General features: G+C 69.3%; 15 protein-coding genes. 11 read left to right on the forward strand and 4 right to left on the reverse strand.

What is annotated here, in order from left to right; translation table 11 throughout:
* The first annotated feature begins 3 nt into the window (after positions 1-3).
* Positions 4-792, forward strand: coding sequence for an IclR family transcriptional regulator (locus tag ACIGJO_RS30230; RefSeq protein ID WP_399963564.1), 789 nt, complete (start codon positions 4-6; stop codon positions 790-792).
* A 62-nt stretch (positions 793-854) separates the two neighbouring features.
* Here the strand turns inward: ACIGJO_RS30230 and ACIGJO_RS30235 are convergent, their stop codons facing one another.
* Positions 855-3,143 (reverse strand): FAD-dependent oxidoreductase, encoded by a 2,289-nt coding sequence (locus ACIGJO_RS30235; RefSeq protein WP_399963566.1) that lies wholly within the window; start codon positions 3,141-3,143, stop codon positions 855-857.
* A 344-nt stretch (positions 3,144-3,487) separates the two neighbouring features.
* On the opposite strand from ACIGJO_RS30235, the gene ACIGJO_RS30240 reads away from it, so the two are divergent.
* The 4 genes from ACIGJO_RS30240 to ACIGJO_RS30255 all read left to right on the forward strand — a co-directional run bounded on the left by ACIGJO_RS30240 (position 3,488) and on the right by ACIGJO_RS30255 (position 8,160).
* Positions 3,488-4,414 (forward strand): carbohydrate ABC transporter permease, encoded by a 927-nt coding sequence (locus ACIGJO_RS30240; protein WP_399963568.1) that lies wholly within the window; start codon positions 3,488-3,490, stop codon positions 4,412-4,414.
* Positions 4,414-5,334 (forward strand): carbohydrate ABC transporter permease, encoded by a 921-nt coding sequence (locus ACIGJO_RS30245; protein WP_399963570.1) that lies wholly within the window; start codon positions 4,414-4,416, stop codon positions 5,332-5,334. Before ACIGJO_RS30240 ends, ACIGJO_RS30245 begins: the two co-directional genes overlap by 1 nt.
* Before the next feature lie 68 nt (positions 5,335-5,402).
* On the forward strand, positions 5,403-6,704 hold the full coding sequence (locus ACIGJO_RS30250; RefSeq protein WP_399963572.1) for an ABC transporter substrate-binding protein: 1,302 nt from the start codon (positions 5,403-5,405) through the stop codon (positions 6,702-6,704).
* Between the two features lie 151 nt (positions 6,705-6,855).
* Positions 6,856-8,160 carry a BNR-4 repeat-containing protein gene (locus ACIGJO_RS30255; RefSeq protein WP_399963574.1) on the forward strand — a complete coding sequence of 435 codons (1,305 nt, stop codon included), beginning with the start codon at positions 6,856-6,858 and terminating at the stop codon, positions 8,158-8,160.
* A 67-nt stretch (positions 8,161-8,227) separates the two neighbouring features.
* On the opposite strand, the gene ACIGJO_RS30260 is transcribed toward ACIGJO_RS30255, so the two are convergent.
* Positions 8,228-9,037, reverse strand: coding sequence for a ribonuclease activity regulator RraA (locus ACIGJO_RS30260; RefSeq protein ID WP_399963576.1), 810 nt, complete (start codon positions 9,035-9,037; stop codon positions 8,228-8,230).
* Positions 9,038-9,577: 540 nt separating this feature from the next.
* Here ACIGJO_RS30260 and ACIGJO_RS30265 point away from each other — a divergent pair.
* The 4 genes from ACIGJO_RS30265 to ACIGJO_RS30280 all read left to right on the forward strand — a co-directional run bounded on the left by ACIGJO_RS30265 (position 9,578) and on the right by ACIGJO_RS30280 (position 14,696).
* The gene (locus ACIGJO_RS30265; RefSeq protein WP_399963578.1) at positions 9,578-10,816 is read left to right on the forward strand and encodes an ABC transporter substrate-binding protein; all 1,239 of its coding nucleotides are present in this window, start codon (positions 9,578-9,580) and stop codon (positions 10,814-10,816) included.
* Positions 10,795-11,748, forward strand: a complete 954-nt coding sequence (locus ACIGJO_RS30270; RefSeq protein WP_399963580.1) for a carbohydrate ABC transporter permease — start codon at positions 10,795-10,797, stop codon at positions 11,746-11,748. The genes ACIGJO_RS30265 and ACIGJO_RS30270 overlap by 22 nt, the downstream gene beginning before the upstream one ends.
* A gap of 81 nt (positions 11,749-11,829) precedes the next feature.
* A complete protein-coding gene (locus ACIGJO_RS30275) occupies positions 11,830-12,669 on the forward strand; it encodes a carbohydrate ABC transporter permease (RefSeq protein WP_399963582.1) in 840 nt (279 codons plus the stop codon).
* A 41-nt stretch (positions 12,670-12,710) separates the two neighbouring features.
* A complete protein-coding gene (locus ACIGJO_RS30280) occupies positions 12,711-14,696 on the forward strand; it encodes a right-handed parallel beta-helix repeat-containing protein (RefSeq protein ID WP_399963585.1) in 1,986 nt (661 codons plus the stop codon).
* Positions 14,697-14,930: 234 nt separating this feature from the next.
* Here the strand turns inward: ACIGJO_RS30280 and ACIGJO_RS30285 are convergent, their stop codons facing one another.
* Positions 14,931-15,662, reverse strand: coding sequence for a GntR family transcriptional regulator (locus tag ACIGJO_RS30285; RefSeq protein ID WP_399963587.1), 732 nt, complete (start codon positions 15,660-15,662; stop codon positions 14,931-14,933).
* Positions 15,663-15,868: 206 nt separating this feature from the next.
* Positions 15,869-16,690, reverse strand: coding sequence for an amidohydrolase family protein (locus tag ACIGJO_RS30290; RefSeq protein ID WP_399963589.1), 822 nt, complete (start codon positions 16,688-16,690; stop codon positions 15,869-15,871).
* Between the two features lie 161 nt (positions 16,691-16,851).
* On the opposite strand from ACIGJO_RS30290, the gene ACIGJO_RS30295 reads away from it, so the two are divergent.
* Both ACIGJO_RS30295 and ACIGJO_RS30300 read left to right on the forward strand, forming a co-directional pair.
* Positions 16,852-18,750, forward strand: a complete 1,899-nt coding sequence (locus ACIGJO_RS30295) for a hypothetical protein (RefSeq protein WP_399963591.1) — start codon at positions 16,852-16,854, stop codon at positions 18,748-18,750.
* Entirely contained in the window at positions 18,747-19,697 is a 951-nt protein-coding gene (locus ACIGJO_RS30300) for an aldo/keto reductase (protein WP_399963593.1), read from the forward strand. The genes ACIGJO_RS30295 and ACIGJO_RS30300 overlap by 4 nt, the downstream gene beginning before the upstream one ends.
* Positions 19,698-19,827 lie beyond the last annotated feature (130 nt).

The raw sequence follows: 19,827 nt of genomic DNA on the forward strand, positions 1-19,827 counted from the left end.
GTCATGGCTACGCGGGCGACCGATGTCGGGACGAACCAGAGCGTCGAACGAGCGGTCTCGGTGCTGCGCGCACTCGACTCCGGTCGGGCCGAACTGCGCGTCTCCGACGTCGCCGAGCTCACCGGACTGGGCTCTTCGACCACCTCTCGCCTGCTGTCCACCCTGGAACGCCTCGACATGGTCGAACGCGATCCGGTCAGCAACCTCTACCGGCTCAGCCTCGGAATCCTCACCCTCGCCGCCACCGCCACCAACCGCCACCCGGTACACCGGGCCGCCCGCATGGTGCTCCAGGACCTCGCCACCCGCACCGGACTCGGGGCCAATGTGGCCGTCCGCCGCGGCACCGAGCTGATGTTCCTGTGCAATTTCGAGGGAACGCGCGCCCCCAAGTCGTATACGCAGGCCGGACATACCGCCCCGCTGCACGCCACGAGCATCGGCAAGTGCCTTCTCACCGGACTCACTCCCAAAGAGCGTCGCAAGCTGCTGACCGAACCGCTCGACGCGCACACCGAGTACACGACCACCAGTCACGACCTCCTCGACACCGAGATCGACGGCGTGCGGCGCACCGGTTACGCCGTCGAGGCCGAGGAGCGTGCCCTGGGCCGCGCGTCCCTGGCCGCTCCCGTCCGCGACGCTTCGGGGGACGTCGTCGCCGCCATCTCCCTGTGGGGTCCCACCTCGCTGCTCGGGGACCGCGCCGACGCGGAGGGCCAGCGCCTCGCCCTCGTACGAGAGGTCATCGAGGCCGCCGATGCCATCAGTCAGGCGCTCGGCGCACTTTGACGTACACGGCGAAGGGGTCCGGTGGAGGCTGATCACCTTCACCGGACCCCTTCGCCGTGCGGCTACGCGCCGTACGCCTTGAAGGCGATCACGTGCGCGTGCCGTGCCCCGTGCGTCGCGTCGACCACGAGCCGTAGCGCGTCGGTGCGTACGGGGCGGCCGTCCGCGGCCTTCAGTTCGTGTACGCGGTGGCGGCGACGGTTGTCCGTCACCGTCAGGAGTGTGTGCCAGGTGCCGTCGGGGCCGCGGCTCTGGACGCGGTAGTCGCGTACGAGTTCCGGCATGACCTCGTACGGGGTGCGGTGCCGGTGCAGGTTGTTGAGGTACTCGTCGACGTCGTCGTCGAACACCAGGCGTGTCTGGGTGAGTTCCCGCTCCTCTTCCCAGTCGAGACGGAGCCACTCAGGGGCGCTCCCCGGCCCGGAGGACCACATGTGCGGGCCGCCGTAGGGGCGTTGGTACCCGCCTACGGCCCGTTCCGGGTGGAACGCGGCGGTGTCGGGAGTCGCGCGGAAGGCGAAGGTCTGGCGGCGCAGACCGCGGGCCTGCCACTCCAGGACCCGTTGTCCGTCCTCCTCCGGGATGTCGTGGTCCACGGCCGCGTCTCCCTCGGCCTTGCTGCGCAGGGCGAGGACACCGTCGGTGCGTTCGGGGAGGAGGACCAGGGCCGTTCCCGGGCAGGCGCGGACGATGAGGATCACGTTGCGGGGAGTGTCCGGGTGGTGGTCCAGACGGGCCGTGACCCAGTGGGGGCCGTCGGACGGGACGGTGAGGGTGGTCGTGAGGAGGTGGTCGGTGGGGACCGCGTTCTCGGGGTGGCCCGTACCCCACAGTTCCACGGTGAGCTCGCGGGACCGGCCGTCCGGGGCACCCTGGACGAGGAGGTCCACCGTGTCCAGCGCGGGGTCGACCGGGAGCAGGAGGGCGAGGTCCCGGGTGAGGGGGTACGGGGCGCCGGGCGCGGTCGCGGTGGGTTCGGCGGCCAGGCGGGTCAGGTGGGAGGAGGCGGTGACGCGGGCCGCACGCGCCAGGTTTCCGGGGTCTTCGTCGGCGAGGCCGATCACGGAGGCGTCCTGGCGCAGCAGGGTGTGGCGTACCAGTTCCGGTCGCCCGGTGGCGAGTTCGCGTGGGGTGAGGCCTTCGGCGACACAGAGGGCGGCAGCGGTGCCCGCGGCCTCGCCGAGTGTCGCGCAGGTGGCCATGACGCGGGTGGCCCCGAAGGCGATGTGGGTGGCGGAGATGTTGCGCCCGGCGAAGTGGAGGTTCGTGACGTTCGCCGAGTACAGGGAGCGCAGCGGGATGTGGAAGATGCCGTCCGCGTAGCGCTGGCGGGCACCGGGCTCGTCGGCGTACATGCCCTGTACGGGGTGGAGGTCGACGGACCAGCCGCCGAAGGCGATCCGGTCGGCGAACTGGCGCTGTTCGAGGATGTCCTGCTGGGTCAGGATGTAGTCACCGACGAAACGGCGGTACTCGCGCTTGCCGGGGAGACTGCCGACCCATTCCAGGGTGAGGTTCGCCGCGTCGGGGTACTCGCCGGAGTTCTTGATGTGGTCCCAGATGCCCATGATCACGGACTGGAGCTCGTCGCGGATGCGCTCGTTGTCGTGAACGGTGTCGAGTTCGCCGCCCCACTCGATCCACCAGTAGTCGCAGCCGTTGTCCCCGGTGCGCAGGATGCGGTTGCGCAGGATGGGCGTGGTCGACAGGTCCTTGGCACTGGCGGGTGGTACGAACTTCGCCGGCCGGCCCGTGTCCCTGGTGTGGAAGAGGATCGTCGAGCCGAGCAGCTCCCGGTCCGCCTCGGCCGGTGCCCAGGGCTCGTCGAACTCCGCCTGTGCCTCGCGGCCTATGCGGTAGCGGGCGCCGGCGAGGTGGCCGAGCAGGCCGTCCCCGGTGCAGTCGAGGAACTGGCGCGCGTGGAAGGTGATCCTGCGTTCCGAGCCCATCATCCAGCCGGTGCAGGAGTGAACCTCCCGGCTGTCGTCGGGGCCGCTCGCGTCGACCTCGCGCACGTCGGTGTTGAGGTAGAGGTCGATGTTCGGTTCGGCGCGGACGGCGTCGAGGACGACCTGGTCCCAGTAGTACGGGTTGCCCTCGGGGTTGCGGTACTGGTTCTCGGTGTAGAGCTCGCCCATGATCCCGGTCTCGCGGGCCCAGCGGTGCACACCGTGTGCGGTGGCGCCGCAGACCCAGACGCGGATCTCGCTGCTGGCGTTGCCGCCCAGGACGGGCCGGTTGTTGACCAGGGCGACGCGTCGGCCGAGCCGGGCCGCGGCGATGGCCGCACAGGTCCCTGCCAATCCGCCACCGATCACGGCGATGTCGTAATGGACCTCTTCTTCCCGCACGGTGCGGCCTCCTTGGTGGTGAAGCTCGGATACTCCCCGCCATCGCGGAGCCGCCTTGAACGTACATCACATCCATATTGTGCAACCACTGTTCAGCTAGTGGGATCCGTTGTAAGTTTCGGTCACGGCCATCGACCTGGCTGTCGCGAGCCGATTTTCACGTTCAGAGCAGGTGGGGCGAGTTCGCCGGTCCTGCGCAGAACCGGCGATTCACTGCCCAAAAGGGTTGACGCCATCGCACGATATGGAGAACGATCCCGCATGCTGCAACTTGCATTCAATGGAGCATGGATGGCGTTCACGCAGGGCCCCGGCGCTCCCGCCCCGTTCGAGAGGACACACCCATGAGTACGGCCGCACCTCCCCAGAAGGCGCCCCCGCCCCGTGAGCGGACCGGCGGACGGCTCTCCAACGGTGCGTTCGCCCTGCTGCTGACCGCACCGGGACTGGCCCTGTTCGCGGCGATCATCTTCTACCCGCTGCTGTCCGCGCTGTTCACCGGCTTCTTCAAGCAGGATCTGCGGCTGCCGGGCCGGGAGTTCGTGGGCCTGGAGAACTTCACGTACTGGCTGGACGGCGACTTCCTCACGATCCTCAAGCAGACGCTGGTCTTCACCGTCGGCGCGACGCTCGTCCCCTTCGTGTTCGGCTTCGCGCTCGCGCTCGCGCTGAACACCGGCCTCAAGGGCAGCGGCTTCCTGCGCGGCCTGTTCCTGTTTCCCTGGGTGATCCCGGGCGTGGTGGTCTCCTTCCTGTGGATGTGGATCTTCAACGCGAACTACGGGGTGCTGAACGGCGTCCTCATGAAGACCGGAATCATCGACGAGTCCGTCGCCTGGCTCGGCCAGCCCGGCACCGCGATGATCGCCGTCATCGTCACCAAGACCTGGGCGAGCTTCCCGTGGATGATGGTGATGCTCCTGGCCGGTCTGCAGACCGTGCCCAGGGAGCTGCACGAGGCGGCCTCGATGGACGGGGCGGGCTCGATCCGGCGCTTCTTCGCCGTCACCTGGCCGCAGGTCCGCGGTGTCGCCTCCATCGTTCTGCTGCTGGAGTTCATCTGGAACTTCCAGCACTTCGACACCATCTACGTCCTCACCGGCGGTGGACCGGCCGGCACCACCGAGACATTCGCGACCGCCGTCTACCAGACCGCGTTCAAGGGCTTCGACATCGGCCGGGCGACCGCGCTGGGCGGACTGTGGATGCTGCTGCTGCTCCTCCTCGTCGCCATCCACCTCAGGATCACCGAGCGGAAGGGCGACGCCTGATGACCTCCACCACCTCCACCCCGCTGTCCGTCGCGGACCGTCCGCGGCCGTCCGCCACGCGGGCCGGGCGCACCACGCGGCGCCGGATACGCAAGGACCTGCTGCGCTCTCGGATCGCCGCCTGGAGCGCTGTCGTCGTCATCGGCGCCTTCGGTCTGCTGCCGGTCTACTGGCTGCTCGTCACCGCGCTGAGCACCCCCGAGTCGACCTTCCAGTTCCCGCCGAAGCTGATCCCCACCGATCTCACCCTCAGCAACTTCACGGCCCTCGCCGAGAACGAGCAGCTGATCAAGTACATGGTCAACTCGCTCATCGTGGCCTCGATCACCGCCGTGCTGAGCGTGGTCGTCGCCACGTACATGGGCTACTCGTTCTCCAAGTTCCGCTACCGCGGGCGCCGGTCGCTGATGCACCTGGTGCTGGCCTCCCAGATGTTCCCCCAGGCCCTCCTGCTGGTGACGCTGTACACCGTGTTCTCCAGCTTCGGCATGCTCAACACGTACACGGCCCTGGTGCTCTCCTTCACCACGTTCACCATGCCGCTGTGCGTCTGGATGCTGAAGGGCATCTTCGACACCATCCCGGACGCCCTGCTGGAGGCGGCGTCCATCGACGGTGCGTCCCGGTGGCGCATGCTGCACTCCATCGTGGCCCCGCTGGCCGCGCCCGGGATGATCGCGGCCGGGCTGTTCGCCTTCGTCCGCGGCTGGAACGACTTCATCTTCGCGCTGACCCTGGCCGACAAGGAGAAGCAGACCCTGCCTCCCGGCCTCGTCTCCACCTACATCGGCGAGTTCCAGACCGCCTGGCCCCAGTTGATGGCGGCCTCGCTCATCGTGTCCATCCCCGTGGTCGTCGCCTTCATGTTCCTCCAGCGCTACCTCGTCGGCGGCATGACCGCCGGCTCGGTCAAGAGCTGAACCCGGGGCATCGGCCCGCACCCCTCCCCCACGCACTTCCCTTCCGCCCACTCCCTCATGGAGAGATCATGACCACCTCTGGCATCAGCCGCCGCGGCGCGCTGCGCATGTTCGGCATCGGCGCGCTCGGTGTGGCCGGCGCCGGTGTGCTCGGCGCCTGCGCACCGTCCGGCGCCGGCAGCACCTCCAACGGCGGCGACCCGAAGTCCAAGAACTTCGACTTCACCTCCTGGTCGCTCAACGAGGAGGCGGCCAAGCCCTCGATCGAGAAGATCATCGCGGCGTGGGAGAAGGCCGAGAAGTCAAAGATCCGCGCGGTCTCGTACCCGTACAACGAGTACCTGAGCCAGCTCACCCTCAAGCTCGGCGGCGGCGAGACGACGGGTGCGGTGCACCTCGACCTCGCATGGCTGGCCGCGGTGGCGCAGATGGGCAAGCTCGCCGACCTGGGATCGGTGGCCGGCAAGGGCGGCTACACGGATGTGGCGCTGAACAGCGGAAAGTACGACGGCAAGCAGTTCGGCCTGCCGTGGAACACCGGATCGATCGGTGTGATCGCCAACTCCCAGCTTCTGGAGAAGGCCGGGATCAAGAAGCACCCCACCACGATCGAGGAGTTCGAGGCCGCGCTGCGGGAGCTGAAGGGGCTCCGCGGCGGTGTCGTACCGTATGCCGCGGCCACCAAGGTCGCGCAGCTCAAGGACATCTTCCCGTGGATGCAGACCTTCGGCTGCAAGCTGCTCGACGGCGGGAAGGTCACGATAGGCGACGACGCCTCGGTCGACGCGGTCACCTGGTACAAGAAGCTGCACGACGAGAAGCTGATCGCCGCCGACGTGGACCGTTTCGACGCGCGCGCCCTGTTCGGGCAGGGCAAGGCGGCCTTCTACGACGACGCCATCATCGGCAAGGGCGTGACCTCCGCCCAGTCCAAGGACAAGACGCTGGCCGACGCCATGCAGCCCATGGAGCGTCCGGTGCTGAAGGCCGGGGACACCCCGCAGGCGCTTCTCTGGGGCGGCGTGATCGCGATCGTGAAGGGCAAGGGGCAGGACGCGGCGACCGAGTTCGCGCTGCACACCACCAGCGACCGGGCCACCACCTCCGACTACTTCGCCGCGCGGGCACTGCCGCCGTCCACCACCGCGGGTCTGGCCGACCCGAAGGTCGCCAAGGACACCTTCACGACGGAGTGGACCGAGAAGATCACCAGGACGGCGACCGGCAACCCGTTCTGGCAGTTCGCGCAGAACGCCCAGATCGAGGAGGCCGTCGCCAAGCAGGTGCAGGCCGTCCTCGTGGGCAAGTCGAAGCCGAAGGACGCGATGAAGCAGGCGGGCGAGGAGGCCGCCGCGCTCATCAAGCGCTGAGACCGAGCGCCGTTGTCCGGGCCCGGTGAATGTCGAACGACCTCGCCGGGCCCTGCTCCGTACCGGTACCACGACCGCGCCGGCCGGCCCCCGGGCCGCTGCCGTCCGCGTCATCTCCACGCCCGAGCACGCACCCGCGAAGGAGCTCACCTTGCGACGTTCCACGGCACGCACGTACACCGCCTCGGCCGCGGCCCTGGCCGCCCTGCTCTCACCCGTCACAGCCGCCTCGGCCGACACCGCGCAGAGCACGGCAGCCGCGGCGACGGTGCTGGAGAAGGTCCCGTACGCGATGGACTCGTCGAACCAGGCCGCCTGGTGGACGCCGGTCGCCACGTACAAGGGCCGGGGGCAGTACACGTACTTCGCCTTCAACGAGCCGGGCTCGACGGCCGCCACGCACCGGCCCGCCATCGCGCGGCGCGACCCGGACGGGGTCTGGAGCCTGCTGCCGCTGCGCGACCGGAGCGGGGCGCGGGCCGAGTTCGCCGACGACAACGGCCACAACCAGCCGTCCGTGGCGCGGGACGGCAGTGGCCGTCTGCACGTGTTCGCCTCCATGCACGCCGACGCCTGGCGCTACTTCCGTACCGAGGCCCCGGGCGGGGACGTCACCGACCACGCGGCCGAACTGCCCGACCAGGGCCAGGGCATCACTTATCCGATCGTCGCCACGGCACCCAACGGCGATCTGTATCTGGCCGCCCGTGTCGGCGCCGGATCCGACCAGCGCCCCGGCAAGCTCTATCGCTGGGACAACGCGGCGGCGCGCTGGAGCGTGGTCGCCACCTTCGCCGGCGCGCTGAACCGCTCCGTGTATCCCGACGACCTGACAGTGGACAGCGAGGGGCGTGTGCACCTGCTGTACGAGTGGGCCAAGGCGCCGGCGACCGGGTTCCGCCACAAGCTGTCCTACCTGCGCTACGACCCGGCGACCGGCGGCTTCGCCGACAGTGCGGGCGCGGCGCTCACCGTCCCGGTGACGCCCGACACCTCCGATGTGATCCAGCAGCTCACCGCGGGCGAGGAGTGGAGCATCGACAACGCGTACACCGGTCCCGCGGTGCAGAGCGCCAAGCTCACCCTCGACGGCTCCGTCCCGAAGGTCGCCTACCGCTACCGCTCGGCCGACAGCGGCGGCAACTTCCGCGTGTACTACTCCTATCCGAGCGGCAGCGACTGGGTCGGCAAGACCGTGTACGCCGGCGGCCAGACCGCGGCCGCCCTCGGCATCACGTGGGACGAGACGGACACCAAGCGGATCTACTACGTGACCGCCTCGGGCACCGACCGGGTCTTCGCCGCGACGCAGTCGGCGGACGGGGCCTGGAGCGCGCAGTCCGCCGCGCCGGGAGTGAGCGCGGACCGGCTCGCGGTGCGGCGTGACTCGGACGGCAACGATGTGCTCTATCTTCCGGACACCGCGCACAACTCCCTCTACTACAGCGTTCGTTGAAGCAGGAGCAGCGCCCGCGCGGCCTGTACGGGGACGAAGCCGTCCCCGTACGGTGCCCGCGGGGCGGTCAGGTCGCGGGCCTGCTCGCCAGGTACTCGTCCAGCCCGTCGCCGGTGAGCGGATAGTAGTCGGAGAGCAGGCCGCCCTCGTCGAGGCGGCGGCGTGCGAACGCCTCACGGTCCTGGTGCAGGAGCGCGTCCTCGGCCAGCGGGACCGCGCGGTCCTGCGGTACGACCACGGCTCCGTCCTCGTCGGCCACGATCAGGTCCCCCGGCGTCACCAGGGTGCCGCCGACACCCACCGGCACATTGAACGCGGAGGGGAACAGCTCCGTCTGCGAGGCGTAGTGCGGGGTGACCCCGGTGCACCAGATCGGGACGCCGAGGGCCCGGATCCGCGCCGCGTCCCGTACCCGCCCGTCCACGACGATCCCGGCGCCGCCGCGCAGCTTGAAGTAGCGCACCAGCATGTCGCCGAGACAGCCGGTGAAGTGGCTCGCCTGCGCCGAGATCACCAGTACGTCGCCGGGTGTGATCGACTCCAGCACCCCCCACAGCGGGGTCCTGCGCTCGATGTCCTCCTGTGCGGCGCCGTTGAAGACGTCCTCGCGCTGGGGCAGGAACTGCAGGGTGACCGCACCGCCGGTGACCTTGACGTCCGGTTCCCGGTGCAGCGGCACCGGCCCGTCGATGAAGGTCCGGGTGATGCCCATCTGGTGCAGCTTCGCGCAGGCCGTCGCCGCGCTCACGTCCTCGAGCGCCTCCACCATCCGCCGTGTCGGCCGCCGGAAGGACGAGGTGTGGACCGGCGACAGCATCGACTCGTAGACCGGGGTCTCCCCCGCCGACGACGTTCCTTGATCCCTGTTCGGGTTCATTCACGTGCCTCTCCGCGCGCTCCCCGCACGCAACACCAGTGACATCATCGTCTATCGATGGTAGATAACAGCCAATCGATTAGTGCTGTCAATCCGTCAGGAGTCTTCCGTGCCCCCTGCACCGCCGCCGCTCCTCCGCCGTGCGCGCGGGCGTTCCGCGACGCGGAACGTGGCGCCCACGAGATCCCGGGCCGGGAACGGCAGGACCGCGAACACCGGCTGCCACGACCGCAGTCGGGGGCACCCGACCCGTCCGGCCCCGGCGGCTTTCCGGCCCCTGACCAGCGGTCCGTGTCGCCGCCGACAGGCAGCGGGCGAACGGGAGCAAGCGGTTTCGGCAGCACCCTTGAACATGCGGGGGTGCCGCCCATAGCATCAGCAATCGATAGGCGATTGCGATGGGCGCCCACCCGGCCCCGACCGCACCGTTCGGACCGCGGCGCCCCTCCCCTTCCTGCCGAAACTCGCACGAACACCTGCAACTGTTCCTCAGCTATCGATTATTCACGACTAAGCAATGGAGCGTGTCCGATGAGAACCATGTGGCACCGAGCCTCCGCAGTCGCTCTGGCTCCGCTCGTGATGGCCTCCGCGGTCGGCTGCGGGGGAAGCGGGTCCGACGGGGCTGCGGGGGGCACGACTCTCCGCATCATCGTCAACATCTCGCCGAACCTGACAGAGCAGTACTGGAAAGGCCTCTTCGCGAAGTACGAGAAGAGCCGTCCCGGCGTGAAGGTGAAGCTGGAGCTGACCGGGACGGTCTCCGCCAACGCCAAGCTCACCCAGGACCTCGCCGCCGGCGACCCGCCCGACATCGCCCAGCAGATCATCCCGGCACCCGACACGGTCAAACTCTTCACGGACCTGTCCGACCAGGCCTGGACGAAGGACACACCGCTGGCCGGCCAGTACGCCATCGGCGGCAGGACGTACATGGTCGGCGTGGGCGAGCAGATCCAGTCGCTGGTCTTCTACAACAAGGCGGCCTTCGCGAAGGCCGGAGTGAACGCGTCGGAGATCCGGACGCTCGATCAGTTCACCGCCGCCATGGGCAGCCTGAAGTCCGCGGGCTACAAGCCGCTGCAGACCGCCGGCCAGTGGGTGACGGGCGGACAGTTCTCGATGATGGCCGACGCCGGTGTGCTCACCGGGAACCCGCAGTGGATCAAGCAGCGCAACGACGGCAAGGTCTCCTTCGCCGACAGCGGCTATGTGCCGTACCTGAAGCGCTACGAGCAGTGGATCGACAAGGGCTACCTCGACAAGAGCGCACTGGGTCTGACGTACGCAGACGGGCAGACCGCCTTCCTCAACGGCAAGTCGGCGATGTACATGATGGGTTCCTTCTTCGTGCCCGCGGCGGACGCGGCGAAGAAGAGCGAGGAGATCGGTGTCTTCACGATGCCGACCGACAGCGCCTACCCGTCCGGCCAGTTCGGCAACATCTCCAACCCCTACACCGTCGTCAAACAGTCGCGCCACAAGGCCGAGGCCATCGACCTCGTGAAGTGGCTGGTCACCGACGAGGAAGCGATCAAGAGCCAGCTCGCCGCCGACGGCAATCTGCGCACGGGCTTCAGCTACCCGATGTCCAGCCTCGGCACCTCGGTGCAGAAGATCCTCGACGGCACGCCGTCGGTGCTCGTGAAGTCCGGTGACAACCAGCCGGTCGCCGGATTCAGCGACGAGCTCAACAAGCAGATCCAGTCCCTGTACACCGGCACCTCCGCGAAGGATGCCGCGGGCGGATTGGACAAGTGGTGGAACTCGCAGAACTGACGCGGCGGGCGCGCCGCTCCGGCGCCGCTCCCGCGGCCCCCGGCCCCGGCCGCAGGCGGGCCCGTGCCCGCGAGGCGGCCGTCACGTTCGGCATGATGGGCCCGGCCGTGCTCCTGTACACCGTGCTGACGGTCGTGCCCGTGGGCGTGGCGGTCTACCTCAGCTTCACGGACTGGGACGGCTTCTCCACGGCCCAGGTCATCGGGTGGGAGAACTACAAGCACCTCTTCGACGACCCGAGCTCGACGGACGCCTGGTACGTGACCGCGATGATCACCATGATCGGCACCGCCCTGATGGTCGGCGCGGGCCTGGTGTACGCGCTGATCCTCAAGGGCCGGTCGCGGACGAACTCGTTCTTCCGTGCCGTCGCCTATTTCCCGCACGTGATCAGCGCGCTGATCCTCGGCTATCTGTGGGCGGCGATCCTCGGCACGAACGGGGCGGTCAACAACACCCTCGCCACGTTCGGCATGGAGCCGGTCGGCTTTCTCTTCGACGAGAAGTTCGCGCTGTACTCGCTGATCGGTGTCATCGTGTGGGCCGGATTCGGCTTCAACGTCGTGCTGTTCGTGGCCGCCCTGCAGACCGTCCCGGCCGCACTCCTGGAGGCCGCGGCGATCGACGGCGCCAGCAGGCGGCAGATCAACCTGCGCATCGTGGTCCCGATGATCGCGCCCGTGATCACCGTGGCGACCGTGCTGAACCTGGTCGGTCTGCTGAGGGCGTACGACATCGTGGTCAGCCTCACCGGCGGAGGTCCGGCCGGCTCCACACAGACCTTCACCTATCTCATCCTCGCCCGGTCCTTCGAGGGCACCAAGGTCGGTTACGCAACGGCTCAGGCGGTGTTCCTGATGGTCGTCTCCGCCGTGCTCGCCCTCGCCGTGACCGCGCTGCGCAACCGCCAAGACCAAGCTGCGACCGGTTAGGAGCCGATGGTGGTCGTCACTGAACCGAAGGTCCGCGACAGACCGCGGACCGCGCCGGCTCCCGCCCCGGAAATCTTGCCGATGGAACAGCGGGAGTCCCGCTCCCCCCTGCGCCGGGTGCTCCTGAGCCTGCTGTTCATCGTCATGATCGTGCCGGTGTACCTGCTGATCGTGAATGCCTTCAAGTCGCAGCAGGACATCCTCGACAGCCCGTTCTCGATCCCCTTGAGCGGCATGACCTTCGAGCACATGTCCGCCGCCATCAGCAATCCGCAGTACAACGTCATCGGCGGCTACGGATTCACGCTGTTCCTCGTCGTCACGGTGGACGTGCTCTGCATCGCGCTCGCGGGACCGGCGGCGTACGCGATCGCCCGCAGCCTCAAGAGGCGGACGCAGCTGGTGATGCTGTACTTCCTGGCCGGCACGTTCATCCCCGGCGCCGCCGTGATCATCCCGGTGATCTACGTACTGCGCGAGGTCGGTCTCGCCAACACCGTGACCGGTCTGGTCGCACACGATGTGGCATCCACGCTGCCGGTCAGCATCTTCCTGTTCGTGGGCTTCATCCGCACGATCCCGGTGGACATCGACCATGCGGCGACGATCGACGGCGCGGGCCGCTACCGGACGTTCTGGACCATCATCTTCCCGCTGATGCGTCCGGCGGTCGTCACCGTCCTGATCCTCAATTCCATCGGCATATGGAACGACTTCATCTCGCCGCAGATCCTGCTCAGCCCCTCGTCCGGGCACTACACGGTGACGACGGCGATCTACGCCGGCATCAGCCAGTACTCCACCGATCTGACGAAGGTGTTCCCCAACCTGCTGCTCGCCATCGCGCCCGTGATCATCTTCTTCATCTACATGCAGCGCCACATCATCAGCGGTCTGACGGTGGGCGCGGTGAAGGGATGAACGGGCGGATCGCATCCCTCCAGAGAAGAGAGGACCATCCAGTGTCGAGGAATTGGTGGCCACGCCCCGGTAAGGGGTCGTGGTCCGCGGCCGCCCTGCTCGCTTCGCTGTCCGTGGTGGCGGCCGCCGTACCGGCAGCCGCGCACCCGTCCCGGACCGGAGAGGTCTATTACGTCGCCCCCTCGGGCCGGGACTCCGACAAGGGCACCCACACGGGCCGGGCGTTCCGCCACATCCAGCGGTGTGCCGACGTCATGGAGCCCGGGGACACCTGTCTCATCCAGTCCGGTACGTACGCCGAGACGGTCGTGCCGGCCCGGTCGGGCACCGCCGGGCTGCCGATCACCTACCGGGCGGCGCCCGGGGCGAAGGTGACACTGAGCGGGACCGCGCCGGTGCGCGGCTTCGCACCCGTCACCGGCGCGGACGTCGCGGAGATCGCCGAGCGGGATCCGTACGCCCTTGACTCGGCGTTCAGCGACGCCGTGGCCGCCGGACACGTCTACAGCACGTCCGTCGACCTGGGCCCCGACGTGAGCGCCGTGCAGGTCTTCACCGACAAGAGGGCGAACGTCGAGGCGCAGTGGCCCTACCCGGGGCTCGACCTGCTCGACCCCACGCCGCAGTACGCGGGTGCGGGCAGCGCGGAGGCGACGATCAGGGATGAGGCGCTGACCCGGCCCGCCGGGTACTGGGACGGCGCACGGGCCCTGACCGGCTACTGGTACGTCTCGGCGACCGGCACGGTGAAGAGTTCCACCGCCGGCTCGGTGACGCTGGACGCGGCGCCGCCGTGCGTGCACAAGGTCGTACCGAAGGAGACGCGGTACGCCCTCGCGGGGAAGATCGGCGAACTCGCCCGCCCCGGGGAGTGGTTCTACGACACGGCCGCGAAGCGGCTGTACCTCTACAGCGAGGACAGCCCCGCCGCGCACACCATCGAGGCGAAGACGCGGTCCCTGGCCTTCGACCTGACGGCCGCGAGCCACACCACGGTGGCGGGCGTCGGACTGTTCGCCTCCACCATCAGGACGGGCCCGGCCAGCACGGGTGTGACGCTGGACGGGATCACCGGTAGGTATCTGTCGCACTACACCGACATCACGCGCGGCACGACGGACTGCGGCAGCACGGTGACGCGGGGGGTCGGCGACACGGGCATCGTCCTCGACGGCACGTACAACAGAATCGTGAACAGCGATCTGTCGCTGAGCGCGGGCAACGGTGTCGCGCTGCGCGGGCAGAACAACACCGCCACGAACAACGTGATCCACGACGTCGACTACATGGGGACGTACGCGGCGGGCATCGCCGTCCAGGGCAACAGCCAGACGGTCACCCACAACACGATCAGCCGGGTCGGCCGCAGCGGCATCAACCTCCAGTGGAACACCGTGGAGGGCCGCACCCCGGGCAAGGACCTGATCGCGTACAACGACATCTCGGGGTACGCCCGCCTCAGTCTCGACGTCGCGGCGATCTACACCTGCTGCAGCGCCTGGATGATGGGGACGTCCATCGATCACAACGTGCTGCACGATCCGGAGCCGGCCACGACTCTCACCACGTTCGGGATCTCGGGTGTCTACGCCGACAACGGTCAGAGCGATCTGGTGATCGCGAACAACGTGGGCTGGGGCAACCGGGAAGGCACGGTGATGCTCAACGGTCTGGGCACCGGATCGCACAACAACGGTGTGTACAACAACACGGGTGGAATGACGCTGTTCTACGTCAAGGAGCCGTGGCAGTCGACCGGCACGAAGATCTACAACAACATCGGCACCATCCGCGGTCTGACCGGTGCCACCGACGGCGGGCTCGTGCTCTCGAACAACCTGCCCGGCGAGACCGACCCGCTCTTCGCCGATGCGGCCGGGCACGACTACCGGCTGACCGCCGATTCCCCCGCGCGCAGTCGGGCGATCCCGCTGCCGGGCATCAACGACGGCTCGACGGACGCGACGCCCAGTCTCGGCGCGTACCAGTACGGGGCGCCGAAGTGGACGGCGGGCGCGCACCGCTGAAGGGTGTGCCGTTGACCCGGGTGGATCGGCGCGCGGCGTCGGACGCGCTGCGTCGCGCGACGGAGGGACGTCCGCTTACCGGGTGTACGCGGACGTCCCGGCCACGCCACGAGGTGCCGCAGCTGTCGTCGCGCGCCCGCCGGGGAGCACGGGACAGCCTTCGGCCACGGCGGCTGCCCCCGCGAGAAGGCCCGAGCCGGATGTCCGGCTCGGGCCTGTGGTGCGGGGCGGTACTCATTTCTTGACTGCGGCCTTGCGCGGCTTCCTCTTCACCTCGCGCGCGTCCGGCACGGGCCCGCGGCCGGCCGCGTGGTCGGCGAACGCCGCGGCCGCCGTCTCGGCGTCCCCGGAGCGCAGCAGGCCGACGAGCCGGCCGTGCTCCTCGGCCATGGCACTCCAGTCGCCCTCGAAGAGGGGGTCGGAGATGGCCCGCAGGGTCCGCAGGCTCGGCTCGATGACCTCCCACATCCGGGCGAGGAACGGATTGCCCGCGATCCGGCTGACCACCGTGTGGAACTCGATGTCGGCGTCACGGAATCGGCTCACATCATGCGCGGCGACGGCGTCCCGCATCCGCTCGACCAGCGCGTCGAGCTCGCGGAGGTGGTCGTCGGTGATGTGTTCGGTGGCGAGCTGCGCGGCGAGCCGCTCCAGTGGTTCGCGTACCTGCCGGGCGTACTCGGCGTCCTGCGCGGAGATCTCGACGACGAAGTGGCCGCGGCGCGGGACGTGCATGAGCAGGCCCTCGCGGGCCAGCCGCTTGACCGCCTCGCGCACCGGGGCCTGGCTCACCCCCAGGCGTCGGGCGATTTCCGACTCGACCACGCGCTCGTTCGGTGCGAGGTCACCCCCGACGACGGCCTGGCGGAGCAGGTCGTAGACCTGGTCGGAGATCAGAGTCTTGCGGAACCGGTCCTTGTTGGTGGCCAGCGTGGAGACGAATCCAGCCGACGCATTCGATGCCATGAATTCCCAATCCTGCGATGAGGCGAGCCAGTTGCGCCATGGTACGCGCTCATCGCCTATCGATGGAATCCCGGTGGGACGCAGGGGTCATGAATCCCGAGGATTGTCAGGTTTCGCACCGTCCGGACACTTGGCCGGCCCTTCCGTTCCGACGACCTCGCCGAGAGACGTCACATCGGATGAGAATCAGGGTGATTCGACGACTGTCAACCACGCAGCCCGTACACCCGGACGGCGTTCGTGTGCAGTACCAGCTCGCGCTCGTCGTCCGACAGCCGGTCGAGACCGCGCACGGAGAGCCCAAGCGAATCGGCGCGGCTGCCGCGGGGCAGGCAGATCGGCCAGTCGGAGCCGATGAGACAGCGGTCGGGGCCGAGCGCGTCCACCGCGCGCCGGACCAGTTCGGCGGTCCGTTCGGGCGGCACGCCGTGCTGCTGGGTGAGCAGACCGGAGAGCTTGACGACCACGTTCGGCTCCGCTGCGGCCCGCTCCAGGTCCCGGTACCACTCCCCCGGGTCCGCACGGAGGTTCGGCGGGTTCCCGAGGTGGTCGACGACCACGGTGAGACCGGGGTGCCGGGTGGCCGTTTCGGCCGCGGTGCGCAGCGCCCCGGCACCCAGATCGAGCTCCAGCACCATCCCGGCCGCAGCCAGTTCCGGGACGAGCGCACGGGCGGATGCCGGGGTGTCCGCCCAGCTCGCACCGCCCAGGCGCATGCCGTTCGGCCGGGTGTCGCCGAGATCGTTCAGCAGCGCGCGGAAGCGGTGGGGGCCACCGTCGCCGTGGACGTGCAGGTTCGCCACGTACCCCGCGACGAGGTCGGGGCGGCGAAGGCTCCACTCGCGCAGGGCGAGCGTCTCGCCGGCGTCGCCGCGGGACGCCTCGACGAGGATCGCGCCGGTCACGGCCGGGGCGGGCCCCGAGGCCGCCAGGTCCTCGATGCCGAACGCCCGGTGGTGCGCGCTTCCGGGGCGGATCCAGGGGAACCCCGCCGACGGGTCCCACAGGTGCACATGGCAGTCGATCATGGTCGGGATCCTCCTGTGGTGCCGTTCCCGAGTATTGACACACTGGCTCGCTCCGGTGAGTCTAACCATCGGCTATCGATGGGCGATTGCGAGGGGCGGACGTTCTTGATGTTCAGCAACCAATGGACCAGCGGCTCGAACACCGGGGAAGGGGCGGGCCGATGACGGCCGTCACCGTGCCCGGCCCCCGGCTCCGGGCGACCCGCAGCATCGGCGCGGCACCCCGATGGGCCATGCTCCAGCGCGAGTTGCTCGCCCATCAGGACAAGGCCTGGCGGCTCTTCGCCGACCGCTACACCGAGGGCGACGGCCGCCTCGTCTTCCGGGACAGGCTCGGCGTGGGCCCGGACGGCCGCGACGGCGTGGACGACTTCTACGAGCCGTTCTTCAACTGGCCGACGCTGTACATCCTCGGTGGCAGCGCGGATCTCCTGCCGGCGGCGCGCCGTCACTGGAGCGGCGTAACCGCGCAGCTCACCGAGATGGGCATGCTCCAGGACGGTCTGGAGCGCGGCTACGACTGGTTCCACCAGGGCGAGGGCCTGCTGCTCTTCTACGGTCTGTGCCTGGCCGACCCCGACGATCCCCAACTGCGCCAACTGGCCGCCCGTTTCGCCAACTTCTATCTGCCCGGCGGGCCGAACTACGACCCCGAGCACCGGGTTCTGCGCGCACCGCACAACGGATCGGCGGGACCGCGCCCGGGATTCAGCGACGAGGAACCGTACTTCCCGTGGAGCCTCGCCCTGCACCCGTACGGTCTGCCGCTCGACGGGATGGACGACGTCACGTCCTTCGGTCAGCTGGCCGCCGACCCCGAGCGCGCCCGCTCCTACGGCCGCGCGATGTGGGACCGGATGGGCCGCGGTGACACGATCGTCAGCCTGGCCGCGACCGGGCTGGCCACCAACGCCTTTCTCCTCAGTGGTGAGCAGCGCTACGCGGACTGGGTGGCCGAGTACGTCGGCGCCTGGCGCGAACGGCTGGACGGACGCGACGTGGTCCCCGACAACGCGGGCCTGAGCGGTGCGGTCGGCGAGTATCTGGGCGGCCGGTGGTACGGCGCGCACTATGGCTGGTCGTGGCCGCACGGCCTCTCCTCCGTCGGCAGCGCCACCCTCGTCGGGGCCTCGAACGCGGCCCTGCTCACCGGCGACGCGGCTTTCCTCGACCTGGCCCGTAACCCGCTCGACGCCGTACTGCGCCAGGGCGAGCAGCGCGGCGCCGAGGGCCGGGGCACCCTGGGCAAACGCTGGGATCCGCACCTGCGCGCGATGGACGCCGACCGGACACTGATGGTTCCGCAACGGCACAACGACTCCGGCTGGTTCGACTTCACCGTGATGCCGGGTCAACTTCCGGTGTCCCTTTGGCACTTCAGCCGCGAGTCGCAGGACCAGGAGCGCATCGAGCGGCTGCGGGCGGGCGCGGGGTGGGACTGGACGACGGTGCACACCCAGCGGATCAAGGACGAGGCCGGGCACGAGGAGCCGTGGTACGAGTTCCTGCAGGGCCGCAACCCAGGTTTCCCCGAGCGCATGCTGCGCAGCGCTCTCGACTCCTGTGCCGAACGCGTCGAGGCCATCGAGAACGACCCGGTGGACCCGGCCGTCGGCCCGGACATTCTTGGCATCCACCACTGGCAGAACCTCAACCCCGTCGTCACCGAGGCACTGCTGCAACTGACCACCGGCTCCCCTCAGGTCCTCTACAACGGGGGTCTCGCCCATATGCATCTGCGCTACCACGACGTGGGCGGGCGGCGGCCCGGACTCCCGCCGGACGTCGCGGCACTCGTCCGCGACATCCGCCCCGACCGCACCGTCGTGGAACTGGTCAACCTCGGTAGCACCGCCCGCTCGCTGGTGGTGCAGGCGGGCTCGTTCGCCGAGCACGTCATGCACACCGCGCAGGCCGACGACGGTCCCGCACAGGACGTCGGTGGTCCGTACTGCTGTGTGGAGCTGCCCGGAGGGACGCAGGTCCGGCTGACACTGACAATGACCCTGCGCGGTGGCCGGCCCACCTGCGAGGCCCCGGTCCGGGAGGTGGCCCGATGACCGGCCGGCTGCCCTTCGAACTGCCCCGTCTGGGGATCGGCACCGCACCGCTGGGCGGCCTCTTCGAGGAGGTGACGGAGGCGGACGCCGCGGCCACGCTGGAGGCCGCGGCCCGCGAAGGGATCACGTACTTCGACACGGCGCCGCGCTACGGGCACGGCCAGGCCGAGGACCGGCTCGGCCGCCTGCTGGCACCGGCAGGCGTCACCGCGCCGCTGATCTCCACGAAGACGGGCTGGCTGCTGCGGCCGCGGCCCGACGGCTCGCCCGGTGAGGTGGTCACGGACTGGACGGAGGCCGGTATCCGCAGGTCCTTGGAGTCGAGCCTGGACCGCCTGGGGCGGTCGTCCGTCGACATCCTCTATCTGCACGACGCGGACAACTTCCCGGACGAGGTCCGGCGCACGGCCTACCCGGCGCTGCGCCGGCTTCGGGACGAAGGACTGGTACGGGCGATCGGGTTCGGCATGAACCACAGCGCGCCGCTCGCCGCGTACGTGGCGGAGTTCGACGTGGACATCGTCCTCATCGCGGGGCGGTTCTCGCTCCTCGATCACGACGCGCTCGGCACGCTGCTGCCCCTGTGCGCGAAGACCGGTACCTCGGTCGTCGTCGGTGGGGTCTTCAACACCGGTCTGCTCGCGGCCCCCTCCCCCGGTGCGATGTTCAACTACCGGCCGGTTCCCGAGCGGGAACTGGTCCGCGCGCGGCAATGCAGGCGGCTGTGTGCGGAGTTCGGCGTTCCGCTCGCTGCGGCGGCCATCCAGTTCCCGTCGCTGCATCCGGCTGTCGGGTCGGTGATCGTGGGCTGCCGGTCGGCCGCGGAGGTCACGGCGAACGCGGCGGGGGCCCGCTTCCCCGTCCCGCCCGCGCTGTGGCGACGCCTGGCCGAAGAGGGTTTCGTCCCGCCGGAGTTGGTTCCTGCCCAAGGGTCCGCAGAACAGTAGGCCGCGCACTTTTTCGCGGGGACCGGTGCGTGCGATCGCACGCCGGAGGATCGTCCTCGTACGGGGTGTACGAGCACGGCTCCGGGCCGTGGCGGGAGGAGGACGCCGCCCAGAACGCGCGATGCGCGCT

Origin of the sequence: Streptomyces sp. NPDC079020 (assembly GCF_044542225.1) — a bacterium.
Taxonomy (GTDB): Bacteria; Actinomycetota; Actinomycetes; order Streptomycetales; family Streptomycetaceae; genus Streptomyces.

Excerpts from the sequence above, each read along its gene's own strand:
- ACIGJO_RS30230 (WP_399963564.1), top strand. The coding sequence starts at position 4 with ATGGCTACGCGGGCGACCGATGTCGGGACGAACCAGAGCGTCGAACGA.
- ACIGJO_RS30240 (WP_399963568.1), top strand. The coding sequence starts at position 3,488 with ATGAGTACGGCCGCACCTCCCCAGAAGGCGCCCCCGCCCCGTGAGCGG.
- ACIGJO_RS30245 (WP_399963570.1), top strand. The coding sequence starts at position 4,414 with ATGACCTCCACCACCTCCACCCCGCTGTCCGTCGCGGACCGTCCGCGG.
- ACIGJO_RS30250 (WP_399963572.1), top strand. The coding sequence starts at position 5,403 with ATGACCACCTCTGGCATCAGCCGCCGCGGCGCGCTGCGCATGTTCGGC.
- ACIGJO_RS30260 (WP_399963576.1), bottom strand. The coding sequence starts at position 9,037 with ATGAACCCGAACAGGGATCAAGGAACGTCGTCGGCGGGGGAGACCCCG.
- ACIGJO_RS30265 (WP_399963578.1), top strand. The coding sequence starts at position 9,578 with ATGTGGCACCGAGCCTCCGCAGTCGCTCTGGCTCCGCTCGTGATGGCC.
- ACIGJO_RS30275 (WP_399963582.1), top strand. The coding sequence starts at position 11,830 with ATGGAACAGCGGGAGTCCCGCTCCCCCCTGCGCCGGGTGCTCCTGAGC.
- ACIGJO_RS30285 (WP_399963587.1), bottom strand. The coding sequence starts at position 15,662 with ATGGCATCGAATGCGTCGGCTGGATTCGTCTCCACGCTGGCCACCAAC.
- ACIGJO_RS30290 (WP_399963589.1), bottom strand. The coding sequence starts at position 16,690 with ATGATCGACTGCCATGTGCACCTGTGGGACCCGTCGGCGGGGTTCCCC.
- ACIGJO_RS30295 (WP_399963591.1), top strand. The coding sequence starts at position 16,852 with ATGACGGCCGTCACCGTGCCCGGCCCCCGGCTCCGGGCGACCCGCAGC.
- ACIGJO_RS30300 (WP_399963593.1), top strand. The coding sequence starts at position 18,747 with ATGACCGGCCGGCTGCCCTTCGAACTGCCCCGTCTGGGGATCGGCACC.